Origin of the sequence: Streptomyces desertarenae, from assembly GCF_042681365.1 — a bacterium.
Lineage (GTDB): Bacteria > Actinomycetota > Actinomycetes > Streptomycetales > Streptomycetaceae > Streptomyces > Streptomyces desertarenae.
Map to the genome: position 1 here is coordinate 295,887 of NZ_JBHUFU010000007.1, position 18,189 is coordinate 314,075.

The following is an 18,189-nucleotide window of genomic DNA, read 5'->3' on the forward strand; positions in this document are numbered from 1 at the left end:
GAGCGTCCTTCTACCCTGTTGACCCAGGTACTGGTCCAGGTGTGGCGGACCGCTCCCCGTACCCGGTGTCGGACGGCAGCACGGAGAGGAGTCCCGAATGGGCGACAGCAGACCGGTCTACCAGCGGATCGCCGACGACCTGCGGCAGCAGATCGACGAAGGGCTGCTGGCCGTGGGCACCCGGATACCGTCGCGCTCGGAGCTGAAGCGCACCTACGCCGCCAGCGACCAGACCGTGGACCGCGCGGTGCGCGTCCTGAAGGCCGCCGGGTACGCGGAGGGCCAGTTCGGGCGCGGGGTGTTCGTCACCGACCGCAGCCCCATCGGGAGCCTGCTGCGCACCGGGGAGCCGGTGGACTCCCCGCTCGCGGCCCGCATCAGCGCCGGCGGCCCGCCGGCGCCGCTGCTGTGGGAGGCCACCTCCACCGCCACGGCCGCCCCGCCGCGCGTCGCCGAGCGGCTGGGGATCGCCCCGGGCGACCGCGTGATGTGCACGCAGTACGAGTACCTGGCCGACCGCCGCCCGCTCCAGCTCGCCACCAGCTGGGAGCCGCTGGCGCTGACCGAGGGCACCGACGTCGTCTTCCCCGAGCGCGGCCCGTACGCCCGGCGCGGAGTGCGCGCGCGGTTCGCGGCCATCGGGGTCCGGGTGACGGGGGCGACCGAGCTGGTGGGCTCGCGTCCGGCGACCACGCTGGAGACGGAGGCGCTGGGCTGCTCGCCGGGGCAGTGCGTGACGGTCGTCGAGCGCACGCACCACGCGGCGGACGGCCGGGCCGTGGAGACCTCGGACATCGTGGTGCGGACGGACCGCTGGCGGCTGGAGTACCGTATCTCCTTCCCCGGCTGACGCCCCGGCGCCCGGACACCGCCGGCCGCGCGCCCCCGGGCGGCCGTCACGCCTCGGAGGCCTCCGCGTACACCTGGGACAGCTCCGGAGCGCCGTCGAACACCCAGTCCCGGCCGGCGGCCACCACGTCGATCTCCCGGCCGGAGGCGAGCCGCACCACCGGCCGGCCGTTCGGCCACACCTGCCAGCGGGCGCCGGGCACGGTGCGGACCACGACCGTGCCCAGGTACAGGCCCGCGTCGTTGCCCAGCCGGGCGAGCACCTCGGGGTCGCCGTCGCGCCAGAGCGGCATGAGCTGGTCGAGGGCGGCCAGGGACGCGGGGGTGTCCTCCAGTTCGAACCCCGCCGCCCGCGCCTGCCCGCGCAGCAGCTCGCACTCGGAGAGCAGCTGCGCCACCCCCTCGGTGTCCGAGGAGGCCGGCATCATGACCGCCACCCCGCGGGACATGCCGTGCCGTCTGCGCCAGTTGTCCAGGAAGGGGATGTTCATGCCCTCCAGCGTGACATCACGGGCGTGACGAACGCCACAGGCGCGCGGAGCCGTGCCGCCCCCGCGGTCAGAGGTCGAGGTCCACGACGACCGGGGCGTGGTCGGAGGCGCCCTTGCCCTTGCGCTCCTCGCGGTCGACGTAGGCGTCCTTCACGGCCGACTCGAAGGCCGGGTTGCCGTAGACCAGGTCGATGCGCATGCCCCGGTTCTTGGGGAAGGCGAGCTGGCGGTAGTCCCAGTAGGTGTAGGGGCGGTCGTACTTCAGCGGGCGCGGCACGACGTCGGCCAGGCCCGCCTCCCGCAGGTCGGCCAGCGCCCGGCGCTCGGCCGGGGTGACGTGCGTGGCGCCCTCGAAGACGGCCGGGTCGAAGACGTCCTCGTCGGTGGGCGCGACGTTGTAGTCGCCCAGGACGGCGAAGGGCCGCTCCCCCGACTCCCGCACCACCAGCTCCCTGAGCGCGGCGAACCACTGGAGCTTGTACGCGAAGTGCGGGTGGTCCACCTCGCGGCCGTTGGGCACGTACACCGACCACAGGCGGACCCCGCCGCAGGTGGCGCCGACCGCACGCGGCTCGGTGGCGCCCTCGTACTGCGGGGCGCCGGGCAGGCCGGCCACCGCCTCCTCCAGGCCGACCCGGGAGAGGACCGCCACTCCGTTCCAGCGCCCGGTGGCGGCGACGGCCGCCTCGTAGCCCAGCTCGCGCAGCGGCCCGGCCGGGAACGCCTCCGCCGTGCACTTCAGCTCCTGCAGGCACAGCACGTCGGTGCCGGTGCTCTCCAGCCAGGCCAGCAGACGCGGCAGCCGGGAGGTGATCGAGTTGACGTTCCAGGTGGCGATGCGCATGGCAGCGAATCTACCGCCCGGCGCCGACGGCGGGGGGACGGCGGGCCGCTTCCCCGTCCGCCGGCGCCCCCTCGGGCCCGGCGCCCCCCTCAGAGGGTGACGCTCCGCCCCGGCTCCAGGCGGACGTGCTCGGCGCCGCCGACCCCGGGTCCGTCCGGGCCGAGCAGCCGACCGTAGATCGGGTGCGCGAGGTCCGACAGCAGTCCGTCGTGGACGTCGTACGCCACCCGCGGCCGCACCTCGCGGAGGTAGTCGACGATCTCGGCGGCCTTGCTCCAGGGGGCGTGCACGGGCAGCAGGAGGGTGTCGACCGGGCGTCCGGGGACGGTCAGCGCGTCACCGGGGTGGAAGACCGTGCGGCCCCCGCACTCGACGGCGTAGCCGACGTTGGTGACGCGCGGGATGTCGGGGTGGATCACGGCGTGCAGCCGGCCGTGGACCTCCACCTCGAACCCGGCGGCGGTGAAGGTGTCGCCCTCGCCGACGGTGTGGACGCGCCCGGGGAAGGCCGCGGCCATCCGCTCGGCGACGCTGCGCAGGGTCCACACCTGCACGGCCGGGTCGGCCTCCAGCGCGGCGCGCAGCCGGCCCTCGTCGAAGTGGTCGGGGTGCTCGTGGGTGACCAGGATCGCGTCGGCACCGACCGCGGCGTCCTCCTCGCTGAAGCCGCCCGGATCGATGACGAGGGTGCGTCCGTCGCGGTGCAGGCGGACACAGGCATGGCCCTTCTTGGTGAGTTCCATGGGGTCATTGTGCTGCGTGGGGCGCCGGTGGCGTGCCTAGTCGCGCGGTGTGGTCTCCTCGCGGACGACACGCCGGGCGACGGCGAACGCCGCGTGCGCGGCCGGCATCCCGCAGTAGACGGCCGCGTGCAGCAGGACCTCCTTGATCTCCTGCGGGGTGAGGCCGTTGCGGAGGGCGGCGCGGGTGTGGACGGCGAGCTGGTCCAGGTGGCCGCCCGCGGTCAGGGCCGTGAGGGTGACCACGGAGCGGGTGCGGCGGTCGATGCCGGGGCGGGACCACACCTCCCCCCAGGCGTAGCGGGTGAGGAGGTCCTGGAAGTCCTCGGTGAAGGCGTCGGTCTCCGCCGCGGCCCGCTCCACGTGGGCCTCGCCGAGGATCTCGCGGCGGAGCCGGTCGCCGGTGCCGTACAGGGCACCGGGCCCGGAGGGGCGGTCCCCGCCGGCGGGCAGGGCGGCGACGGCCGCGCCCCGCGGCGGGGCGTCCGGCCCGCCCGCGGGGGCGGCCGGGACGGCCGGGACGGCGGCGGGGAGGTCGTGGCGGGCGGGGGCGGGCGCGGTGGAGAAGTGCCGCACCAGCAGCTCGGTGACCTCGGCGGGCCGTTCCACGGGCACCATGTGGCAGGCGTCGGGGACGAGGGCGAGCCGGGCGTCGGGGATGCCGGCGACCAGGGCGCGGGCGTCGGCGGGCGGGGTGGAGGTGTCGTCGGCTCCCGCGACGACGAGGGTCGGCACGCCGATGCGGCCCAGCTCCGGGCGGATGTCGAAGGCGGCCAGGGCCTCGCAGGCGGCTATGTGGCAGCCGGGGTCGGTGGTGCGGACCATCTGGACGGCCCAGTCGACGATGGCGGGCTGGGCGGCGGCGAAGCCGGGCGTGAACCAGCGCTCGGGAGTGGAGCGGGCGATGGGGTCCAGCCCGTTGGTGCGGACGACGACGCCGCGCTGCCGCCAGGAGTCGGGGGTGGCGTAGCGGGGCGCGGAGGAGATCAGCGCCAGGGAGGTGAGGCGGTCCGGTGCGGTCAGGGCGAGCTGCGCGCCGACGGCTCCGCCCAGGGAGCAGCCCGCGTAGGCGAAGCGGTCCGCCCCCAGGGAGTCGACGGTGGCCAGCAGCCGGGCGGCCAGCTCGGGGACGCCGGCGGCGGGGCGGGCGGGGGCGCCTCCGTGGCCGGGCAGGTCGTAGCGGAGGACCCGCCAGTGGCGGGCGAGTTCGGGGACCTGGCGGTCCCACATGTGCCACGTGGCGCCGAGCGCGGGGCCCAGGACCAGGACCGGGGCCCGCTCCGGCCCGTCGACGCGGTACTGCAGGGTTTCGGTGTTCGTCTCGCTCACCCGCTCACGCTCCCACATCCCGCCGGAGGGGGTCAGCGGCCGGTGCCGCCCCGCCGGGGCGGCACCGGCCTCCGCCCCGCCGAGCCTGCGCCGCAGGTCCCGGGCGAAGCTCAGGCTGCCGAAGCCGTGCAGCCACGCGAGGTGGTCCCCTGCCAGGGCACGGCGATGCACATTCCGGCCAGGGCCGCGCACGCGAGGGCTTCGGCCGCGGCCGCCGGGCGGCCGGAGACCGGCATCGCCGGCCGCTCCCCGGGGTTCACGGAGCCCGCACCCCTCCTCCGGACAAGCGGGGCGCGGACCGGGGCGCCGCCCCCTCCCCGTGCGCTCCCGGCCGTACCGCGCCTCCCCCGCGGGCCGGGCCTCAGAGCACCCAGCGCCAGGTGCCGCCCCGGCAGGACAGGGCGGCACCGGCGTCCCGTACGTGGAGGACGTCGGCCGCCTCCTCCCATTCCATCCGCAGGACCTCGTCGCGCGGATCCCCCTCCAGCGCCCTCCTCCACAGCGGACCGGCGGGCGCGCCGGGGTTTTCGAGCGAGACGGACAGCACGCCCTCCAGGGACAGCCTCACAGGTCCGAGCGCGCGGTAGGGCTCCGTCTCCGACTCGGTGTAGGCGGCGGCGAACTCCAGCTCCACCCGCAGGGTCTCCCCGGCGGGCAGCACCGTGAGCCCGAAGCCCTCCGACTCGATGTCGAGCTCGCCGACGCCCGGGACGAGCCAGCCCGAGATCTCCCGCCCGGACCGGCCGGGTTCCTCGCCGAGGAGCGGCGTGCAGCCGTGCCACATGGATGACGTCCTTTCACCCCGGTCGTCCCCGGCGCCGCGGCGGCCGGCCGCGGTGCCCGTGCGGTGCCGCTCCCGCTCTCCGCCTTCCGCCGGCGGAGGGCGGGGTGCCCTCTCCGGCGCCCGCCGGGCGCGACGGCTCAGAACTCGACGGTGGAGACCGCGTAGACCCGCGGGCGCTCGGCGCTGGTGACATCCACGGTGACGGCCAGGTCGGGCCGGTCGCCGGGACGGTCGATCCGGGTGCTCGCGTACCGGCGGCCGGGCAGGTCCAGCTCCCAGCCGACCACGTCGGCCTGCCGCTCGGCGACCCCGGCACCGCCCTCGCGCAGCGCGCCCGGGTCGCCGCCGGCCTTCTCCAGGAAGGTCTCCAGGCCCCGCTGCGAGGTGCGGAACTGCACGTAGAACGAGCTGCGCTGCCAGCTGTTGGCCTCGTAGTGGGCGACGTAGCTCGACCCGCTGGGGACGGGCACCTCGTAGATGCGGCGCTCCAGCTTGCTGGGCCACTGCCACACCAGTCCGGTGGCGGCGGCCGCCCGCTGCTTGTCCTTGCCGCTGTCGCGGCTCTGGTGGGCCGAGAGCACCAGGTAGCCCGCCGGGACGGCGATCAGCAGCACCACCACGACCGCGGCCAGCCAGCGGTGCTTGGGGCGGTGCGGCGGCCGGCCGGAGTGCGGCGGGAGGGGCGGTCCGGCGGTCACCGTCCCACCCCCCAGGCGCGCGGCGGCAGCAGGCCCGTGCCGGCGCGCTCGTACCGCTCCACACGGCGGCGGTTGGCGCGGCGGAAGCGGCGGGCGACCAGCCGGGCGAGGTCGGCGGCGCCGACCATGCCGGCCTCGGGGCCGAGCTGGGCGCGGACGATGCGGGCCTCGGGGCGGTAGCCGCGGCCGGTGAGGTGGCGGCGGAAGGCGTCCCGGGCCGGTCCGATGAGCAGCTCGTCGGCGGCGCTGACCCCGCCGCCGACGACGAAGCAGGAGGGGTCCAGCGCGGCGGCCAGGTTGGCGATGCCGACGCCGAGCCACTGGCCGATCTCCTGGAGGAGCTCGGTGCACATCGCGTCGCCCTCGCGGGCCAGCTCGGTGATGAGCGGACCGGTGATGTCGGGGATGCGGCCGCCGACGCGGTCGATGATCCCGTAGGCGACGGGCGACTCGGCGGCGGCCAGTTCGCGGGCCTCGCGGACCAGGGCGTTGCCGGAGCTGTACTGCTCCCAGCAGCCGCGGTTGCCGCACGGGCAGCGGTGCCCGCCGGGCACGACCTGCATGTGGCCGAACTCGCCGGCGACTCCGTACTTGCCCCGCTTGACCTGCCCGTTCTCCAGTATGGCGCCGCCGATGCCGGTGCCCAGGGTGATCATCACCAGGTGGTCCTCGCCGCGGCCGGCACCGAAGCGCCACTCGCCCCAGGCGGCGGTGTTGGCGTCGTTGTCGACCATGACGGGGACGGCGAGGCGGGTGGTCAGGGCGTCGCGCAGCGGCTCGTCGCGCCAGGCCAGGTGGGGGGCGAACAGCACCCGGGAGCGGTCGGCGTCGACCCAGCCGGCCGCCCCGATGCCGACGGCGTGCACGTCGTGGCGGTCGGAGAGGTCCAGCACCAGCTCGGCGATGGTGTCCTCGACGACCTTGGGGCTCTTGGACTTGTCGGGGGTCTCGGCCCGGACCTTCTCCAGGATGTTGCCGTCGGCGTCGACGACGCCTGCCATCACCTTCGTGCCGCCGATGTCGATGCCGACCGTGGGCACGCGCGGCGCCGAGGCGTACGAGCGCCGCTCGCGGGTGGCGACGGTCCTGAGCACCGTCGCCCTGGCGGTGCCCCGGTGCGCCCGTTCGCGGTAGGTACTCATCGGGTCGATTGTGCCTTACCCCTCGCCGTCGCCCGGTCCCGGCGCCGGGGTGCGGGCCAGTTCGTGACCGAGCTGTTCCAGTTCGCTGCCGCCGGCCATCTGCCGGGTCAGCTCGTCCAGGGTGATCCGGTCGCGGGTGTGGCTGCCGGCCATGGTGCCGCGCTTGAGCAGGACGAACCGGTCGCCGACGAGGTGGGCGTGGTGGGGGTTGTGGGTGATCAGGACGACGCCCAGGCCCCGGTCGCGGGCGGCGGCGACGTACCGCAGGACCACCCCGGCCTGCTTGACGCCCAGCGCGGCGGTCGGCTCGTCCAGGACGAGCACCCGGGCGCCGAAGTGGACGGCGCGGGCGATGGCCACCGACTGGCGCTCGCCGCCGGAGAGGGTGCCGATGGGCTGGTCGACGTCGCGCAGGTCGATGCCCATGCGCAGCAGCGCCTCGCGGGTGGTGCGGCGCATGGCGGCGGTGTCCAGGCGGCGCAGGGGGCCGCGGCCGCGGACGGGCTCGGAACCGAGGAAGAAGTTCCGCCACACCGGCATCAGCGGGACGACGGCCAGGTCCTGGTAGACGGTGGCGATGCCCCGGTCCAGGGCCTGGCGGGGCGAGGTGAGGCGGACCTCCTCGCCGTCGATGCGGAAGGTGCCGCCGTCGTGCTGGTGCAGACCGGAGACGATCTTGATGAGCGTGGACTTGCCGGCGCCGTTGTCGCCCAGCACGCAGGTGATCTCCCCGGCGCGGACGGTGAGGGAGACCCCGTCGAGGGCGCGGACGGTGCCGTAGTCCTTGCCGACGTCCTCCAGTTCGACCAGCGGGGGTGCCGCGCCGGCCGCGTCCGGTGCGGTCCGCCGCGCCCCGGGGGCCCCGCCGGGCCGCGCCTCGCCGGTCGTCCGGTCGTCCCTGGTCATGCCGGTGCCTCCGCCCTCTTGCGGATCCATGCGTTGAGCAGTGTGGCGAGCAGCAGCATCGCTCCGAGGAAGAACTTGAACCAGTCCGGGTTCCACTGGGCGTAGACGATGCCCTTGCTGGTCATGCCGAAGATCAGCGCGCCGACGGCGGCACCGGCCGCCGAGCCGTGCCCGCCGGTGAGCAGGCAGCCGCCGATGACGGCGGCGGCGATGTAGATCAGCTCGTTGCCCACGCCCTCGCCGGACTGCACGACGTCGTAGTTGAACAGCAGGTGCTGGCCGGAGATCCAGGCGGCCAGGGCCACGCCCGTGTAGAGGCCGATGCGGACCCGGTCCACGGGGACGCCCACGGCGCGGGCGGCGTCGGCGTTGCCGCCGACGGCGTAGATCCAGTTGCCCGCCCTGGTGCGCAGCAGGATCCAGGTGGCCGCGGCGATCAGCGCGAGCCACCACACGACGGTGATCTGGAGCCGGACGCCGCCGAGGTCCAGGTGGGAGGCGAAGACCGCGCGGGCGGCGGGGAAGCCCTCCATGTCGCCGACGGCCTTGGTGGAGACGGTCTCGCTGATCAGCTTGGTCAGGCCCAGGTTGAGGCCGGTGAGCATCAGGAAGGTGCCCAGGGTGATGATGAAGCTCGGCAGCCGGGTGCGGGTGAGCATCCAGCCGTTGAAGAAGCCGATGGCGAGGGTGACCAGCAAGGACACCGCCACGCCCACCCACACGTTGGCCGTCATCTGGTAGCTGAACATCGAGGACACCAGGGCGGAGCTGGTGACCATGACGCCCGCCGAGAGGTCGAACTCGCCGCCGATCATCAGCAGGGCCACGGGGACGGCCATGATGCCGATGGTGGAGGAGGCGTACAGGACGGTGGAGAGGCTGGAGGCGCGCAGGAAGCTGTCGGCGGCCACGGCGAAGAAGGCGAACACGGCGACGGCACCGACCAGCGCGCCCAGCTCGGGCCGGATGAGCAGGCGCCGCGCGACCGGGCCGCGGGCGGCGGTCCGCTTCGACAGGGCGGCGGGGGTGGCGGTCATCGGGTCCCCCGGTCCGTGTACTTCTCCAGGTCCGCGGCGTCGTCCCCGGTGACCAGCTGCGGGCCGGTGAGGACCGGCTGCCCGCCGCCGAGCATGTTGCCGTTGTACAGGTGGAGCCAGAGCAGGTCGACGGCCTCGTACCCCTGGAGGTAGGGCTGCTGGTCGACGGCGAAGCCGATGCTGCCGTCCTTCAGGCCGCGGGCGACCTGGGCGTTGAGGTCGAAGGTGTCGACCTCGGCGTCGCTGCCGGCCTGCTTCACCGCCTTGGCCGCGGTGGGGGCGAAGGGCGCGCCGAGGGTGACGACGGCGTCCACGTCCGGGTCGGACTGGATCCTGGCCTCGATGGAGGACTCCACACCGGGCATGTTGGTGCCGTCCACGTAGAGGTTCTCCACCTCGCCGCCGAAGCCCTTGCGCACTCCGGCGCAGCGCTCCTCGTGGCCGACGTTGCCCTGCTCGTGCAGGACGCACAGGGCCTTGGAGTGGCCGCGCGCCTCCAGCTCCCGTCCGACGGCCTCGCCGGCGACGGTCTCGTCCTGCCCTATGTGCGCCAGGGCGCCGAGCCCGGCCGACCGGTCCTGGCCCGAGTTGATGGTGACCACCGGGATCCCGGCCTTCACGGCCCTGCGCACCGCCGCCTCCATGGCCTCGGGCTTGGCCAGGGTGACGATCAGGCCGTCCACCTTCTGGTCGACGGCGGTCTGGACGAGCTGGGCCTGGCGGCCGGCCTCCTCGTCGTGGGAGTAGAGGAACTCCACGTTGTCCTTGGCGGCGGCCTGCTCCGCGCCGCTTTGGACGATGTCCCAGTAGGTGTCGCCGTCCCCGGAGTGGGTGACCATGGCGATCGTCCAGCGGGGGGTGTCCACCGCGGGCCGCCCGCCGGCGCGCTCGCGCTCCTCCTCGGCCCGCTTGCCGCCGGTGCTGCTGCACGCGGCCAGCACCAGGACGAGGGCCGCCGCCAGCACCGCGCCCGTCCTGCGCACACCCCTCCGTATGCCCGTGCGGGTTCCTCCTGACGTGACCACGCGGTATCCGCCCTCTCACCGACGACTGCCCTGCTTCATGCGTCCGGGGCGCGGATGTGTTCCGGCCCCGGACGCACAAGTATCCGTCACCGCAGCTCGCGGAGGTATCAGGGGTGCCGAGTGGGATTCCGGTACGGGTCCGGGACGGAGGGGGCGGCCGGGTCAGAAGCGGACCGGCAGGCGCTGGGGGCCGCGGATGAGCATCCCCTGCCGCCAGGTGAGGGCCGCGGGGTGCGCGTCCAGGGCGAGGTGGGGCAGCCGCTCCAGGAGGGCGGTGACGGCGATCCGGCCCTCCAGCCGGGCCAGCGGGGCGCCCAGGCAGTGGTGGACGCCGTGCCCGAAGGCGAGGTGCCCGCGCGCGTCGCGGCGGATGTCGAAGCGGTCCGGCTCCGGGAAGCGGGACGGGTCGCGGTCGGCGTCGGCCAGGACGGCCAGCACCAGCTCCCCGCCGCCGGGGATCACCGTCCCGCCGATCTCCAGGGGCTCGGTGGTGAAGCGGTGGGTGGGGGTCTCGACCGGGCCGTCGTAGCGCAGCATCTCCTCGACGGCCCCCTCGGCCAGGGAGGGGTCCGAGCGCAGCAGCTCCATCTGGTCGGGGTGGGTGAGCAGGGCGAGGGTGCCGTTGGCGATGAGGTTGACGGTGGTCTCGTGGCCGGCGACGAGCAGCAGCCAGGCCATGCCGAGCAGCTCCTCGGCCGACAGCCGGTCCCCGTCCTCGTCGGCGGTGTGCAGCAGGGCGCTCACCAGGTCCTCGCCCGGCTCCCTGCGCTTGTGCTCCAGCAGCCCGACGAGGTACTCGGTGGCGGCGTTCCGGGCCGTCGCCTTCTCGCCCATGGGGGCGTCGCCGACGACGGTGGCCGTCCAGGCGCGGAAGGCGTCCTGGTCCAGGAAGGGCACGCCCAGCAGCTCGCAGATGACCGTGATGGGCAGCGGGAAGGCGTAGGCGTCGATCAGATCGGCCCGCCGCCCGGGGGCGCGGAGCATCCCGTCCAGCAGGCCGTCGGCGATCTCCCTCACCCGGGGCGCCAGGGACTCCACCCGGCGCGCGGTGAACGCGCGGGCGACCAGCTTGCGCAGCCGCGTGTGGTCCGGCGGGTCGGTGCTGAGCATGCTGAGCCCGGACGCCACCGACTCCATGCCCAGGGCGGGCGAGGCGTTCGCCCACTGTTTGGACAGCCGCCGGTCGGCCAGGGCCGCCCGCGCCTCCTCGTACCCGACGACCAGCCACGCCACGGGCCCCTCGGGGAGGCGCACCCGGTGGACCGGGCCGCGGGCGCGCAGCTCGGCGTAGAACGGGTAGGGGTCGCGGACGAAGCCCTCGCCCAGGGCCGCCAGGTCGATGGGCTCGGGCCCGTCGGCGGAGGCACCGGGCGGAGCGCCGGCCGCTCCGTCCGTCGGCTCGCTCTCCAGTGCGCTGGTGCTCATCGCCACGCCTCCCCATCGCGTCGCCGGGCCGTCACCGGCCGATCCTAGGTGCCGGGCCGCGCCCGGGACAGGGCGCCCCGCGCGGACAGCGCGGAGCAACGCCCGTCCGCAGGGCGGGAGTTGCGCCGGGTTCCGGCAGATCCGCCGGAACCCCGCGGGCCTGGCCGACATCCGCCCGGCTCGCGCGGACCGGGCCGCGCACCGGCGGACGCGCCGCACCCCCGTGGTGCGCGCCGGCGCGCCGTCCGCGGCGGACCGCTCAGCCCGGCGGACCGCCGAACAGCTCCACGGCCTTGCGCACCTCGGCCAGCGCCCCGGCGAGCGCGCTCACCGAACCGATCGCTCCGGCAATCAGCAGCAACGATCCGCGCAGCCGGGATATCTCCGGAACGCCCGCCCGGGCCATCGCGTCCACGGCGGCCAGCTCCTCCTCGGCTATCTGCCGGTCGGCCAGCTTCGCACGGTGGCCCGCGAGTTCGCGGCGCAAGCGGGTGACGGCCCGCTGCAGCCCGATGATCCGGGGATCCTCCTGGCCGTGGACGACCGTACGGCGTCCTGTGGCTTCCTTTCGCAACGCAGCTCCCCCCACACGGATGCTGTGCCGGTGTCGTTTCCGCCTTGGTTCCCGCCGTCGTTCCGGCCCCCGCCGCCTCCCCACCGGCCGCCCGTCTCCACCGGGCCGCCGCGGCGGACTCCCCTTCCGGCGCCGTGCGGCGGGAAGCGGTCCGCACAGTAAACGCCACTCTCCGCACCGTGCGCTACACAGAGGGCGAAACTCAGGGCGGGATTCAGGCCATTCGAACCGGCGTTCCCGGAGCCTCCACCGCGGGGACGGGACCCCCGTGGCGGCGCGTGCGGGGCTCCGCTCCGCCCCCGCCTTCCCCTCCCGCCGTCCGCGTCGCCGCCGCCGGCCCGGCCGGACCGGTGGCGGCGACGGAACGGAGGCGCTGATTCCGAGAATGACCGGAAGTTGATCCTCCGGGCATGCCGGAGGGTGCGGACCCGAGCCTCGCCCGGCCGGGCCTCCACCGCTCCCCCACCGCTCCTCCGAAGCCCTCCGGGCCCTCCTGCGGCGGACGCCCGGCTCACTCCGCCCCGGCGCGCCGGGCGAGCCGCCGGGCCTGCTCGCGGGCCCGGCGCGCCACGCCCTCCTCGTCCACGCCGACCAGCCTGCCGTCCTCCACCACCGGGCGGCCGCCCACCAGCGACAGCGCCACGGGGGCCGGCGGGCCCAGCACCAGAGCCGCCACCGGGTCGGCGATCGTGGAGTGGCCCAGCCCGTCGAGCCGCCACAGCACCAGGTCGGCGAGCCCGCCCGGCTCCAGCGAGCCGATCTCCCCGGCGCGGCCCAGCACCCGCGCGCCCTCGCGGGTGCCCATGCGCAGCGCCCGGCGGACCGTCAGGGCCTGCTGGCGGCGCGGTCCGAGCCGGGCCACCAGCAGGGCGTTGCGCAGCTCGGTCCGCAGGTCCCCGGCCTCGTTGGAGGCGGCGCCGTCCACTCCGAGCCCCACCGGCACGCCGGCCTCCAGCAGACCGGGGACCGGAGCGCGCCCGGCGCCCAGCCGGGCGTTGGAGGAGGGGCAGTGGGCCACGCCCGTCCCGGTGCGGGCGAAGGCGGCGACGCCCGGGCCGTCCAGGTGGACGCAGTGCGCCATCCACACGTCCTCGCCCAGCCACCCGGCGGACTCGAAGTACTCGACGGGGCCCATCCCGAACCGCTCCCGGCAGATCCCCTCCTCGTCCGCCGTCTCCAGGCCGTGGGTGTGCAGCCGCACCCCCCGGCGGCGGGCCAGCGCGGCGGCCTCCCTCATCAGTTCGCCGGAGACGGCGAAGGGCGCGGAGGGGGCGACCGCCACCTGGAGCATCGACCCGAAGGAGGGGTCGTGGTAGGCGTCGATCGCCCGCTCGGTGCCCTCCAGCGCCTCGTCGGTGGACTCCACCGCCGCGTCCGGCGGCAGACCGCCGCGGGACTCCCCCAGGTCCATCGAGCCGCGCGCGGCGGTCAGGCGCAGGCCCACCTCCCCCGCGGCCCGGACCACGGCCCCCAGCACGTCGCCGGAGCCGCGCGGGAACATGTAGTGGTGGTCGGCGGCGCACGTCACCCCGCCCAGGGCCAGCGCCGCCAGGGAGGCCCCGGCGGCGGCGTGCACCATGTCCTCGTCCAGGTGGACCCAGACCGGGTAGAGGACGGACAGCCAGCCGGCCAGGTCGCCGTCCAGGGCCCATCCGCGCGTGAGCCACTGGTGGACGTGGTGGTGGGTGTTGACCAGGCCCGGGGTGAGCAGGTGGCCGGTGCCGTCCACCCGCCGGACCACGTCCCGCAGACCGGCCGGCGCGGGGCCGGCCCCCACCGACTCGATCGTCTCCCCCGCCACGACGACGTGGCCCCGGGCGTACTCGGTGCCGTCCGCGTCCACGGTGGCGACGGCGCAGTTCTCGATGACGGTGCGGGCGGCGGACGGAGCGGCCATGGGCGGTGTCGTCCCCTCTCGGTGCTCGGCGGTGCGGCGGGCGGGCCGGACGCGGCCGTCCCCCTTCCGGATGCCCGCGGGGGCATCCGGTCCGGGGGCCGGGTCCGGCCTCCCCTGCGGGTGCCCGCCGGCGGCGCGTCCATCTCCCGCCCGGCCCGGCCCGCCCGCCGCACCTCCCCGCCCGGGACGGTCAGCGGCCCCGCTCGCGGTACTCGGTTCCCGCCTCGCCCCCGCCGTCCGTGCCGGCGGCGGCGCGCGCCGCGTGCTCGCGCAGCACGACGCGGCGGATCTTGCCGGAGACGGTCTTGGGCAGCTCCGCGAACTCGATCACCCGGATCCGCTTGTAGGGCGCCAGGACGGCCCGCGAGTGCGCGAAGATCGCCTCCGCCGCCTCCGGCCCCGGCTGCCACCCGTCGGCGAGAACCACGTAGGCCTTGGGCACGGCCAGCCGCACCGGGTCGGGCGAGGGCACGACGGCGGCCTCGGCCACGGCCTCGTGCTCCAGCAGGGCGCTCTCCAGCTCGAACGGCGAGATCTTGTAGTCCGACGCCTTGAAGACGTCGTCGGCGCGCCCGACGTAGGTGAGCCGGCCGTCCGCGTCGCGCGCGCCGATGTCGCCGGTGCGGTAGTAGCCGCCCGCCATCACCTCGGCGGTGCGCTCGGGGTCGCCGTGGTAGCCGGCCATCAGCGCCGCGGGCCGGTGGGCGAGGTCGAGGCAGATCTCGCCCTCGTCCACACCCGCCTCACCGGTCACCGGGTCCACCAGTTCCACGGTGTAGCCGGGGGCGGGCAGGCCCATGGAGCCGGGCTTCAGCGGCTGCCCGGGGAAGTTGCCGATCTGGAGGGTGGTCTCGGTCTGGCCGAACCCGTCCCGGACGGTCACGCCCCACGCCTCGCGCACCCGCTCGACGACCTCCGGGTTGAGGGGCTCGCCGGCGGCCACGGCCTCGCGCGGCGGGGTGCGCAGCTGCGTCAGGTCCGCCTGGATGAGCATGCGCCACACCGTCGGCGGGGCGCAGAAGGTGTCCACGCCCACCCGGTCCATCTCCGCCATCAGCCGGGCGGCGTCGAAGCGGGTGTAGTTGTGCACGAAGACCGTGGCCTCGGCCGACCAGGGCGCGAAGAAGCTGCTCCAGGCGTGCTTGGCCCAGCCCGGCGAGGAGATGTTGAGGTGGACGTCGCCCGGCCGGAGGCCGATCCAGTACATCGTCGACAGGTGCCCGACCGGGTACGAGGCGTGGGTGTGCTCGACGAGCTTGGGCCGGGCGGTGGTGCCGGAGGTGAAGTAGAGCAGCAGGGTGTCGTCGGCACGGGTCGGCCCGTCCGGCTCGAACTCCGCCGACGCGCCGTGGGCCTCGGCGTACTCCAGCCAGCCCGGTGCCGCACCGCCGGTCCCCCCGACGGCCGTGCGGGTGTAGTCGCCGGGCACGCCGTCGAACTTGGGGGCGTCGGCGGCCCGTGCGACCACGTGCGCGGCCCGGCCCCGCTCGATGCGGTCGGCCAGGTCGGCGGGGCCCAGCAGCGGGGTGGCGGGGATGACGACGGCCCGCAGCTTCATCGCGGCCAGCAGCGTCTCCCACAGCTCGACCTGGTTGCCCAGCATCACCAGGATCCGGTCGCCCGCGCGCACCCCCAGCTCCCGCAGCCGGTTGGCGACGCGGTTGGAGCGGACGCGCATCTCCTCGAAGGAGACGGCCAGTTCGGTGCCGTCCTCCTCGACGATGCGCAGGGCGGTGCGGCCGTTGCCCTCCGCGATCCGGTCGAACCAGTCCAGGGCCCAGTTGAAGTGCTCGAGCGCGGGCCAGCGGAACTCCGCGCGCGCCGCGGCGGGGTCCTCGCGGTGCCGCAGCAGGACGTCGCGCGCGGCGCGGAAGGCCTCGGCCGGGGCCGGGGCCGGGGCCGCAGTCGCTTCCTCAGGGGCGGGTGCCGTCATGCGTCCTCCTCGCCGCCCGGAACCGCACCCCGTCGTACGGTCCCGCGCGACCTTGTGTGGTGTCTGCACCGATCCCATCACTGCGGAGGCCGGGCGGGGAAGGGCCCGGACGGACGGGAACGGATCTTCCTCCGCCCGGGAGGCGGGCGCACACGCCCGGCCGGCGTCCGGGGCGCGGGGCGCGGGGCCGGGCAGCCGCGGGCGGTGACGGCGGAGCGCCGGAGGCCGGTCCGCACGATCCCGCGCCGCTCGATCCGCCGGGGGTCCTCGGGGCCGGAGCCGGCGGGGCGGCTCCCCGCCGCGGCCGGCGGGAAGCGGCCGCCGGCCGCGCACCCCGGTCTTGTAGATTCGAACAAGGCCCGGGGTGCGCCCCGGCACCCCACACGAGCGGTACGAGAGATCGGCGGACGACGAGAATGCGGTTGCGCGCGCTGCTGGAGACGGGTTCCCTCGGTCTGCGCCTGCTGAGCGGCGCGGACGAGCTGGACCGGCCGGTGCGGGGCGTGATGACCACCGACCTGCGCGACCCCAGCCGCTACCTGTCGGGCGGCGAACTGGTCCTCACCGGACTGGCCTGGCGGCGCTCCCCCGAGGACTCCGAACCGTTCGTGCGCATCCTCACCTCCGCCGGGGTGGCCGGGCTGGCGGCCGGCGAGGCGGAGCTGGGACCGGTCCCCGACGACCTGGTGTCGGCCTGCGCGCGGCACCGGCTGCCGCTGTTCTCGGTGGACGAGGACGTCGCCTTCGCCACCATCACCGAGCACGTGGTGCGGCAGGTCTCCGGCGAGCGCGCCGGAGACCTGGCCGCCGTGGTGGAGCGGCACCGCCGGCTGATGTCCTCCGGTCCGGCGGGCGGGGGCCCGGACGTGGTGCTCGACCTGCTCGGCACCGACCTGGACCTGCGGGCGTGGGTGCTGTCCTCCACCGGCCGCCCGGTCGCCGGGCCGGGGGTGGGCCGGCTGTCCGCCGCGGTGCGCACCGCGCTGGCCGGGGAGTTCCTGGCGGCGGCACGGGCCGGACGCGGCGGACCGCACCGCGTGGCGGCGGAGGGGACCGTCTACTCGCTGTTCCCGGTGCCGTCCGGCCCGGAGGACGGCACCGGCGGGCGGGACCCGCGGCGTGCCGTGCTGTCGGCGCTGCCGGGCTGGTTGCTGGCCGTGGAGGCCGACGCGGGCGACTGGCCGGCCGAGCGGCTGGACCTGCTGCACGGCGTCACCCAGCTGATCGCGGTCGAACGCGACCGCCGCGACGCCTCCCGCACGGTGGCGCGCCGGCTCGCCCAGGAGGTGCTGGAGCTGGTCCGCACCGGGGCCCCGGCGGCGGAGATCGCCGCCCGGCTGCGCGTCACCGCTCCCGTGCTGCTGCCCGGACCGGGGACCGCGCCGCTGTGGCAGGTGGTCGTCGCCCGCCTGGAGTGGGAGGACGACCGGGACGGCGCCGGGGCCGAGCGGGCCCGGGCCGCCGGAGCCCTGCTGGAGGAGGCGCTGGCCGGTCCCGGCGGGCCGGGGGGCGGCGGGCGGGAGCAGCCGTCGGACCGGATCGCGGTGGCGGCGGTGGACGGCGAGGCCGTGGCGCTCGTCCCGCTCCCGGCCGGGGCCGGGAGCGGCGGCTCCGGCTCCGAGGGGGCGGACGCCGGGGACGGGACGGAGGGAGCGGACGGAGCGGAGGAGACGGGGGGCGACGGGACCGCCGGGGACGCCGCGCTGGACGCCGCCGCCCTGCTGCGCTTCCTGCGCGCCCCGCTGGAGCGGGGGCTGGGCGGCGACGGGGGCGCCGGCGGCCCGGAGGACGGCACCGGCGGACGGCTGACCCTGGGTGTCAGCGCCCCCGTCCACTCCGCCGAGGGGCTGCACGGCGCCCTGGAGGAGGCGCGTCACGCCCGGCGCGTGGCCGCCGCCCGGCCGGGGCGGGTGTGCGCGGCGGGCCATGACGAGCTGGCCTCCCACGTGCTGCTGCTGCCGTTCGTCCCCGACGACGTGCGCCGCGCCTTCACCGCCCGGCTGCTGGACCCGCTGCGCGCCTACGACCGCCGCCACCGGGCCGAGCTGGTCCCCACCCTGGAGGCGTTCCTGGACTGCGACGGTTCCTGGACGCGCTGCGCGGCCCGCCTCCACCTGCACGTCAACACGCTGCGCTACCGGGTGGGCCGCATCGAGCAGCTGACGGGCCGGGACCTGTCCCGGCTGGAGGACAAGGTGGACTTCTTCCTGGCCCTGCGGATGGGCTGACCGCCGCCGTCCCGGCCCCGGACCTACCCTGGGGGTGTGTACGCGCGCAGGCGTCGCCGCTACTTCGCGCTGATGGGGCTCTGCCTGCTCCTGTTCGTCGGCGCCGGGGCCTTCGTGCGCCTGTGGTCGGTGCCGCTGGCGATCGGGATGTGCCTGGTGGCCATGGTCATCCCGCCGGTCGCGGCGGTCGTCGCCAACCGCCGCGAGCCGGACGACCGCCGGTGGGACGAGGACGACCGCCGGTGGGGCGGGAGCGGCCCGCGGTAGGCGGCCCGCACCGGGCGCCC

The 18,189-nt window shown here is 76.0% G+C and carries 17 protein-coding genes; 3 read left to right on the top strand and 14 right to left on the bottom strand.

What is annotated here, in order from left to right; genetic code table 11:
• The first annotated feature begins 97 nt into the window (after positions 1-97).
• Positions 98-850, top strand: a complete 753-nt coding sequence (locus ACFSJS_RS14405; RefSeq protein WP_380900192.1) for a GntR family transcriptional regulator — start codon at positions 98-100, stop codon at positions 848-850.
• Positions 851-896: 46 nt separating this feature from the next.
• On the opposite strand, the gene ACFSJS_RS14410 is transcribed toward ACFSJS_RS14405, so the two are convergent.
• From ACFSJS_RS14410 to ACFSJS_RS14475, 14 genes are all read right to left on the bottom strand, one after another.
• Positions 897-1,340, bottom strand: coding sequence for a DUF6278 family protein (locus tag ACFSJS_RS14410; RefSeq protein ID WP_380900194.1), 444 nt, complete (start codon positions 1,338-1,340; stop codon positions 897-899).
• 67 nt (positions 1,341-1,407) lie between these two features.
• The gene (locus tag ACFSJS_RS14415) at positions 1,408-2,184 is read right to left on the bottom strand and encodes an exodeoxyribonuclease III (RefSeq protein WP_380900196.1); all 777 of its coding nucleotides are present in this window, start codon (positions 2,182-2,184) and stop codon (positions 1,408-1,410) included.
• Between the two features lie 89 nt (positions 2,185-2,273).
• Complete coding sequence (locus ACFSJS_RS14420; protein WP_380900198.1) at positions 2,274-2,927, bottom strand: MBL fold metallo-hydrolase; 654 nt, start codon at positions 2,925-2,927, stop codon at positions 2,274-2,276.
• A 36-nt stretch (positions 2,928-2,963) separates the two neighbouring features.
• A complete protein-coding gene (gene pcaDC, locus ACFSJS_RS14425) occupies positions 2,964-4,253 on the bottom strand; it encodes a bifunctional 3-oxoadipate enol-lactonase/4-carboxymuconolactone decarboxylase PcaDC (protein ID WP_380900293.1) in 1,290 nt (429 codons plus the stop codon).
• A gap of 361 nt (positions 4,254-4,614) precedes the next feature.
• Positions 4,615-5,037 (bottom strand): hypothetical protein, encoded by a 423-nt coding sequence (locus ACFSJS_RS14430; RefSeq protein ID WP_380900200.1) that lies wholly within the window; start codon positions 5,035-5,037, stop codon positions 4,615-4,617.
• A 137-nt stretch (positions 5,038-5,174) separates the two neighbouring features.
• Complete coding sequence (locus ACFSJS_RS14435) at positions 5,175-5,735, bottom strand: hypothetical protein (protein ID WP_380900202.1); 561 nt, start codon at positions 5,733-5,735, stop codon at positions 5,175-5,177.
• A complete protein-coding gene (locus tag ACFSJS_RS14440) occupies positions 5,732-6,877 on the bottom strand; it encodes an ROK family glucokinase (protein ID WP_380900204.1) in 1,146 nt (381 codons plus the stop codon). Before ACFSJS_RS14440 ends, ACFSJS_RS14435 begins: the two co-directional genes overlap by 4 nt.
• Before the next feature lie 15 nt (positions 6,878-6,892).
• Positions 6,893-7,783 (bottom strand): ATP-binding cassette domain-containing protein, encoded by an 891-nt coding sequence (locus ACFSJS_RS14445; RefSeq protein ID WP_380900206.1) that lies wholly within the window; start codon positions 7,781-7,783, stop codon positions 6,893-6,895.
• Positions 7,780-8,820 carry an ABC transporter permease gene (locus ACFSJS_RS14450; RefSeq protein WP_380900208.1) on the bottom strand — a complete coding sequence of 347 codons (1,041 nt, stop codon included), beginning with the start codon at positions 8,818-8,820 and terminating at the stop codon, positions 7,780-7,782. Before ACFSJS_RS14450 ends, ACFSJS_RS14445 begins: the two co-directional genes overlap by 4 nt.
• Positions 8,817-9,803, bottom strand: coding sequence for a sugar ABC transporter substrate-binding protein (locus tag ACFSJS_RS14455; RefSeq protein WP_465269793.1), 987 nt, complete (start codon positions 9,801-9,803; stop codon positions 8,817-8,819). The genes ACFSJS_RS14450 and ACFSJS_RS14455 overlap by 4 nt, the downstream gene beginning before the upstream one ends.
• A 204-nt stretch (positions 9,804-10,007) precedes the next feature.
• Positions 10,008-11,270, bottom strand: coding sequence for a cytochrome P450 family protein (locus tag ACFSJS_RS14460; RefSeq protein WP_380900210.1), 1,263 nt, complete (start codon positions 11,268-11,270; stop codon positions 10,008-10,010).
• A 259-nt stretch (positions 11,271-11,529) separates the two neighbouring features.
• Positions 11,530-11,844: a DUF5955 family protein gene (locus ACFSJS_RS14465; protein WP_380900212.1), complete on the bottom strand. Its 315-nt coding sequence runs from the start codon at positions 11,842-11,844 to the stop codon at positions 11,530-11,532.
• 511 nt (positions 11,845-12,355) lie between these two features.
• Positions 12,356-13,741 carry an 8-oxoguanine deaminase gene (locus ACFSJS_RS14470; protein ID WP_380900214.1) on the bottom strand — a complete coding sequence of 462 codons (1,386 nt, stop codon included), beginning with the start codon at positions 13,739-13,741 and terminating at the stop codon, positions 12,356-12,358.
• Between the two features lie 190 nt (positions 13,742-13,931).
• On the bottom strand, positions 13,932-15,674 hold the full coding sequence (locus ACFSJS_RS14475; RefSeq protein WP_380900216.1) for an AMP-binding protein: 1,743 nt from the start codon (positions 15,672-15,674) through the stop codon (positions 13,932-13,934).
• Positions 15,675-16,090: 416 nt separating this feature from the next.
• Between ACFSJS_RS14475 and ACFSJS_RS14480 the strand changes: the two genes are divergently transcribed.
• On the top strand, positions 16,091-17,902 hold the full coding sequence (locus ACFSJS_RS14480; RefSeq protein WP_380900218.1) for a PucR family transcriptional regulator: 1,812 nt from the start codon (positions 16,091-16,093) through the stop codon (positions 17,900-17,902).
• Between the two features lie 36 nt (positions 17,903-17,938).
• The gene (locus ACFSJS_RS14485) at positions 17,939-18,169 is read left to right on the top strand and encodes a DUF3099 domain-containing protein (protein ID WP_380900220.1); all 231 of its coding nucleotides are present in this window, start codon (positions 17,939-17,941) and stop codon (positions 18,167-18,169) included.
• Positions 18,170-18,189: the final 20 nt, after the last annotated feature.

Excerpts from the sequence above, each read along its gene's own strand:
- ACFSJS_RS14405 (WP_380900192.1), top strand. The coding sequence starts at position 98 with ATGGGCGACAGCAGACCGGTCTACCAGCGGATCGCCGACGACCTGCGG.
- ACFSJS_RS14410 (WP_380900194.1), bottom strand. The coding sequence starts at position 1,340 with ATGAACATCCCCTTCCTGGACAACTGGCGCAGACGGCACGGCATGTCC.
- ACFSJS_RS14415 (WP_380900196.1), bottom strand. The coding sequence starts at position 2,184 with ATGCGCATCGCCACCTGGAACGTCAACTCGATCACCTCCCGGCTGCCG.
- ACFSJS_RS14420 (WP_380900198.1), bottom strand. The coding sequence starts at position 2,927 with ATGGAACTCACCAAGAAGGGCCATGCCTGTGTCCGCCTGCACCGCGAC.
- ACFSJS_RS14430 (WP_380900200.1), bottom strand. The coding sequence starts at position 5,037 with ATGTGGCACGGCTGCACGCCGCTCCTCGGCGAGGAACCCGGCCGGTCC.
- ACFSJS_RS14440 (WP_380900204.1), bottom strand. The coding sequence starts at position 6,877 with ATGAGTACCTACCGCGAACGGGCGCACCGGGGCACCGCCAGGGCGACG.
- ACFSJS_RS14445 (WP_380900206.1), bottom strand. The coding sequence starts at position 7,783 with ATGACCAGGGACGACCGGACGACCGGCGAGGCGCGGCCCGGCGGGGCC.
- ACFSJS_RS14450 (WP_380900208.1), bottom strand. The coding sequence starts at position 8,820 with ATGACCGCCACCCCCGCCGCCCTGTCGAAGCGGACCGCCGCCCGCGGC.
- ACFSJS_RS14460 (WP_380900210.1), bottom strand. The coding sequence starts at position 11,270 with ATGAGCACCAGCGCACTGGAGAGCGAGCCGACGGACGGAGCGGCCGGC.
- ACFSJS_RS14470 (WP_380900214.1), bottom strand. The coding sequence starts at position 13,741 with ATGGCCGCTCCGTCCGCCGCCCGCACCGTCATCGAGAACTGCGCCGTC.
- ACFSJS_RS14475 (WP_380900216.1), bottom strand. The coding sequence starts at position 15,674 with ATGACGGCACCCGCCCCTGAGGAAGCGACTGCGGCCCCGGCCCCGGCC.
- ACFSJS_RS14480 (WP_380900218.1), top strand. The coding sequence starts at position 16,091 with ATGCGGTTGCGCGCGCTGCTGGAGACGGGTTCCCTCGGTCTGCGCCTG.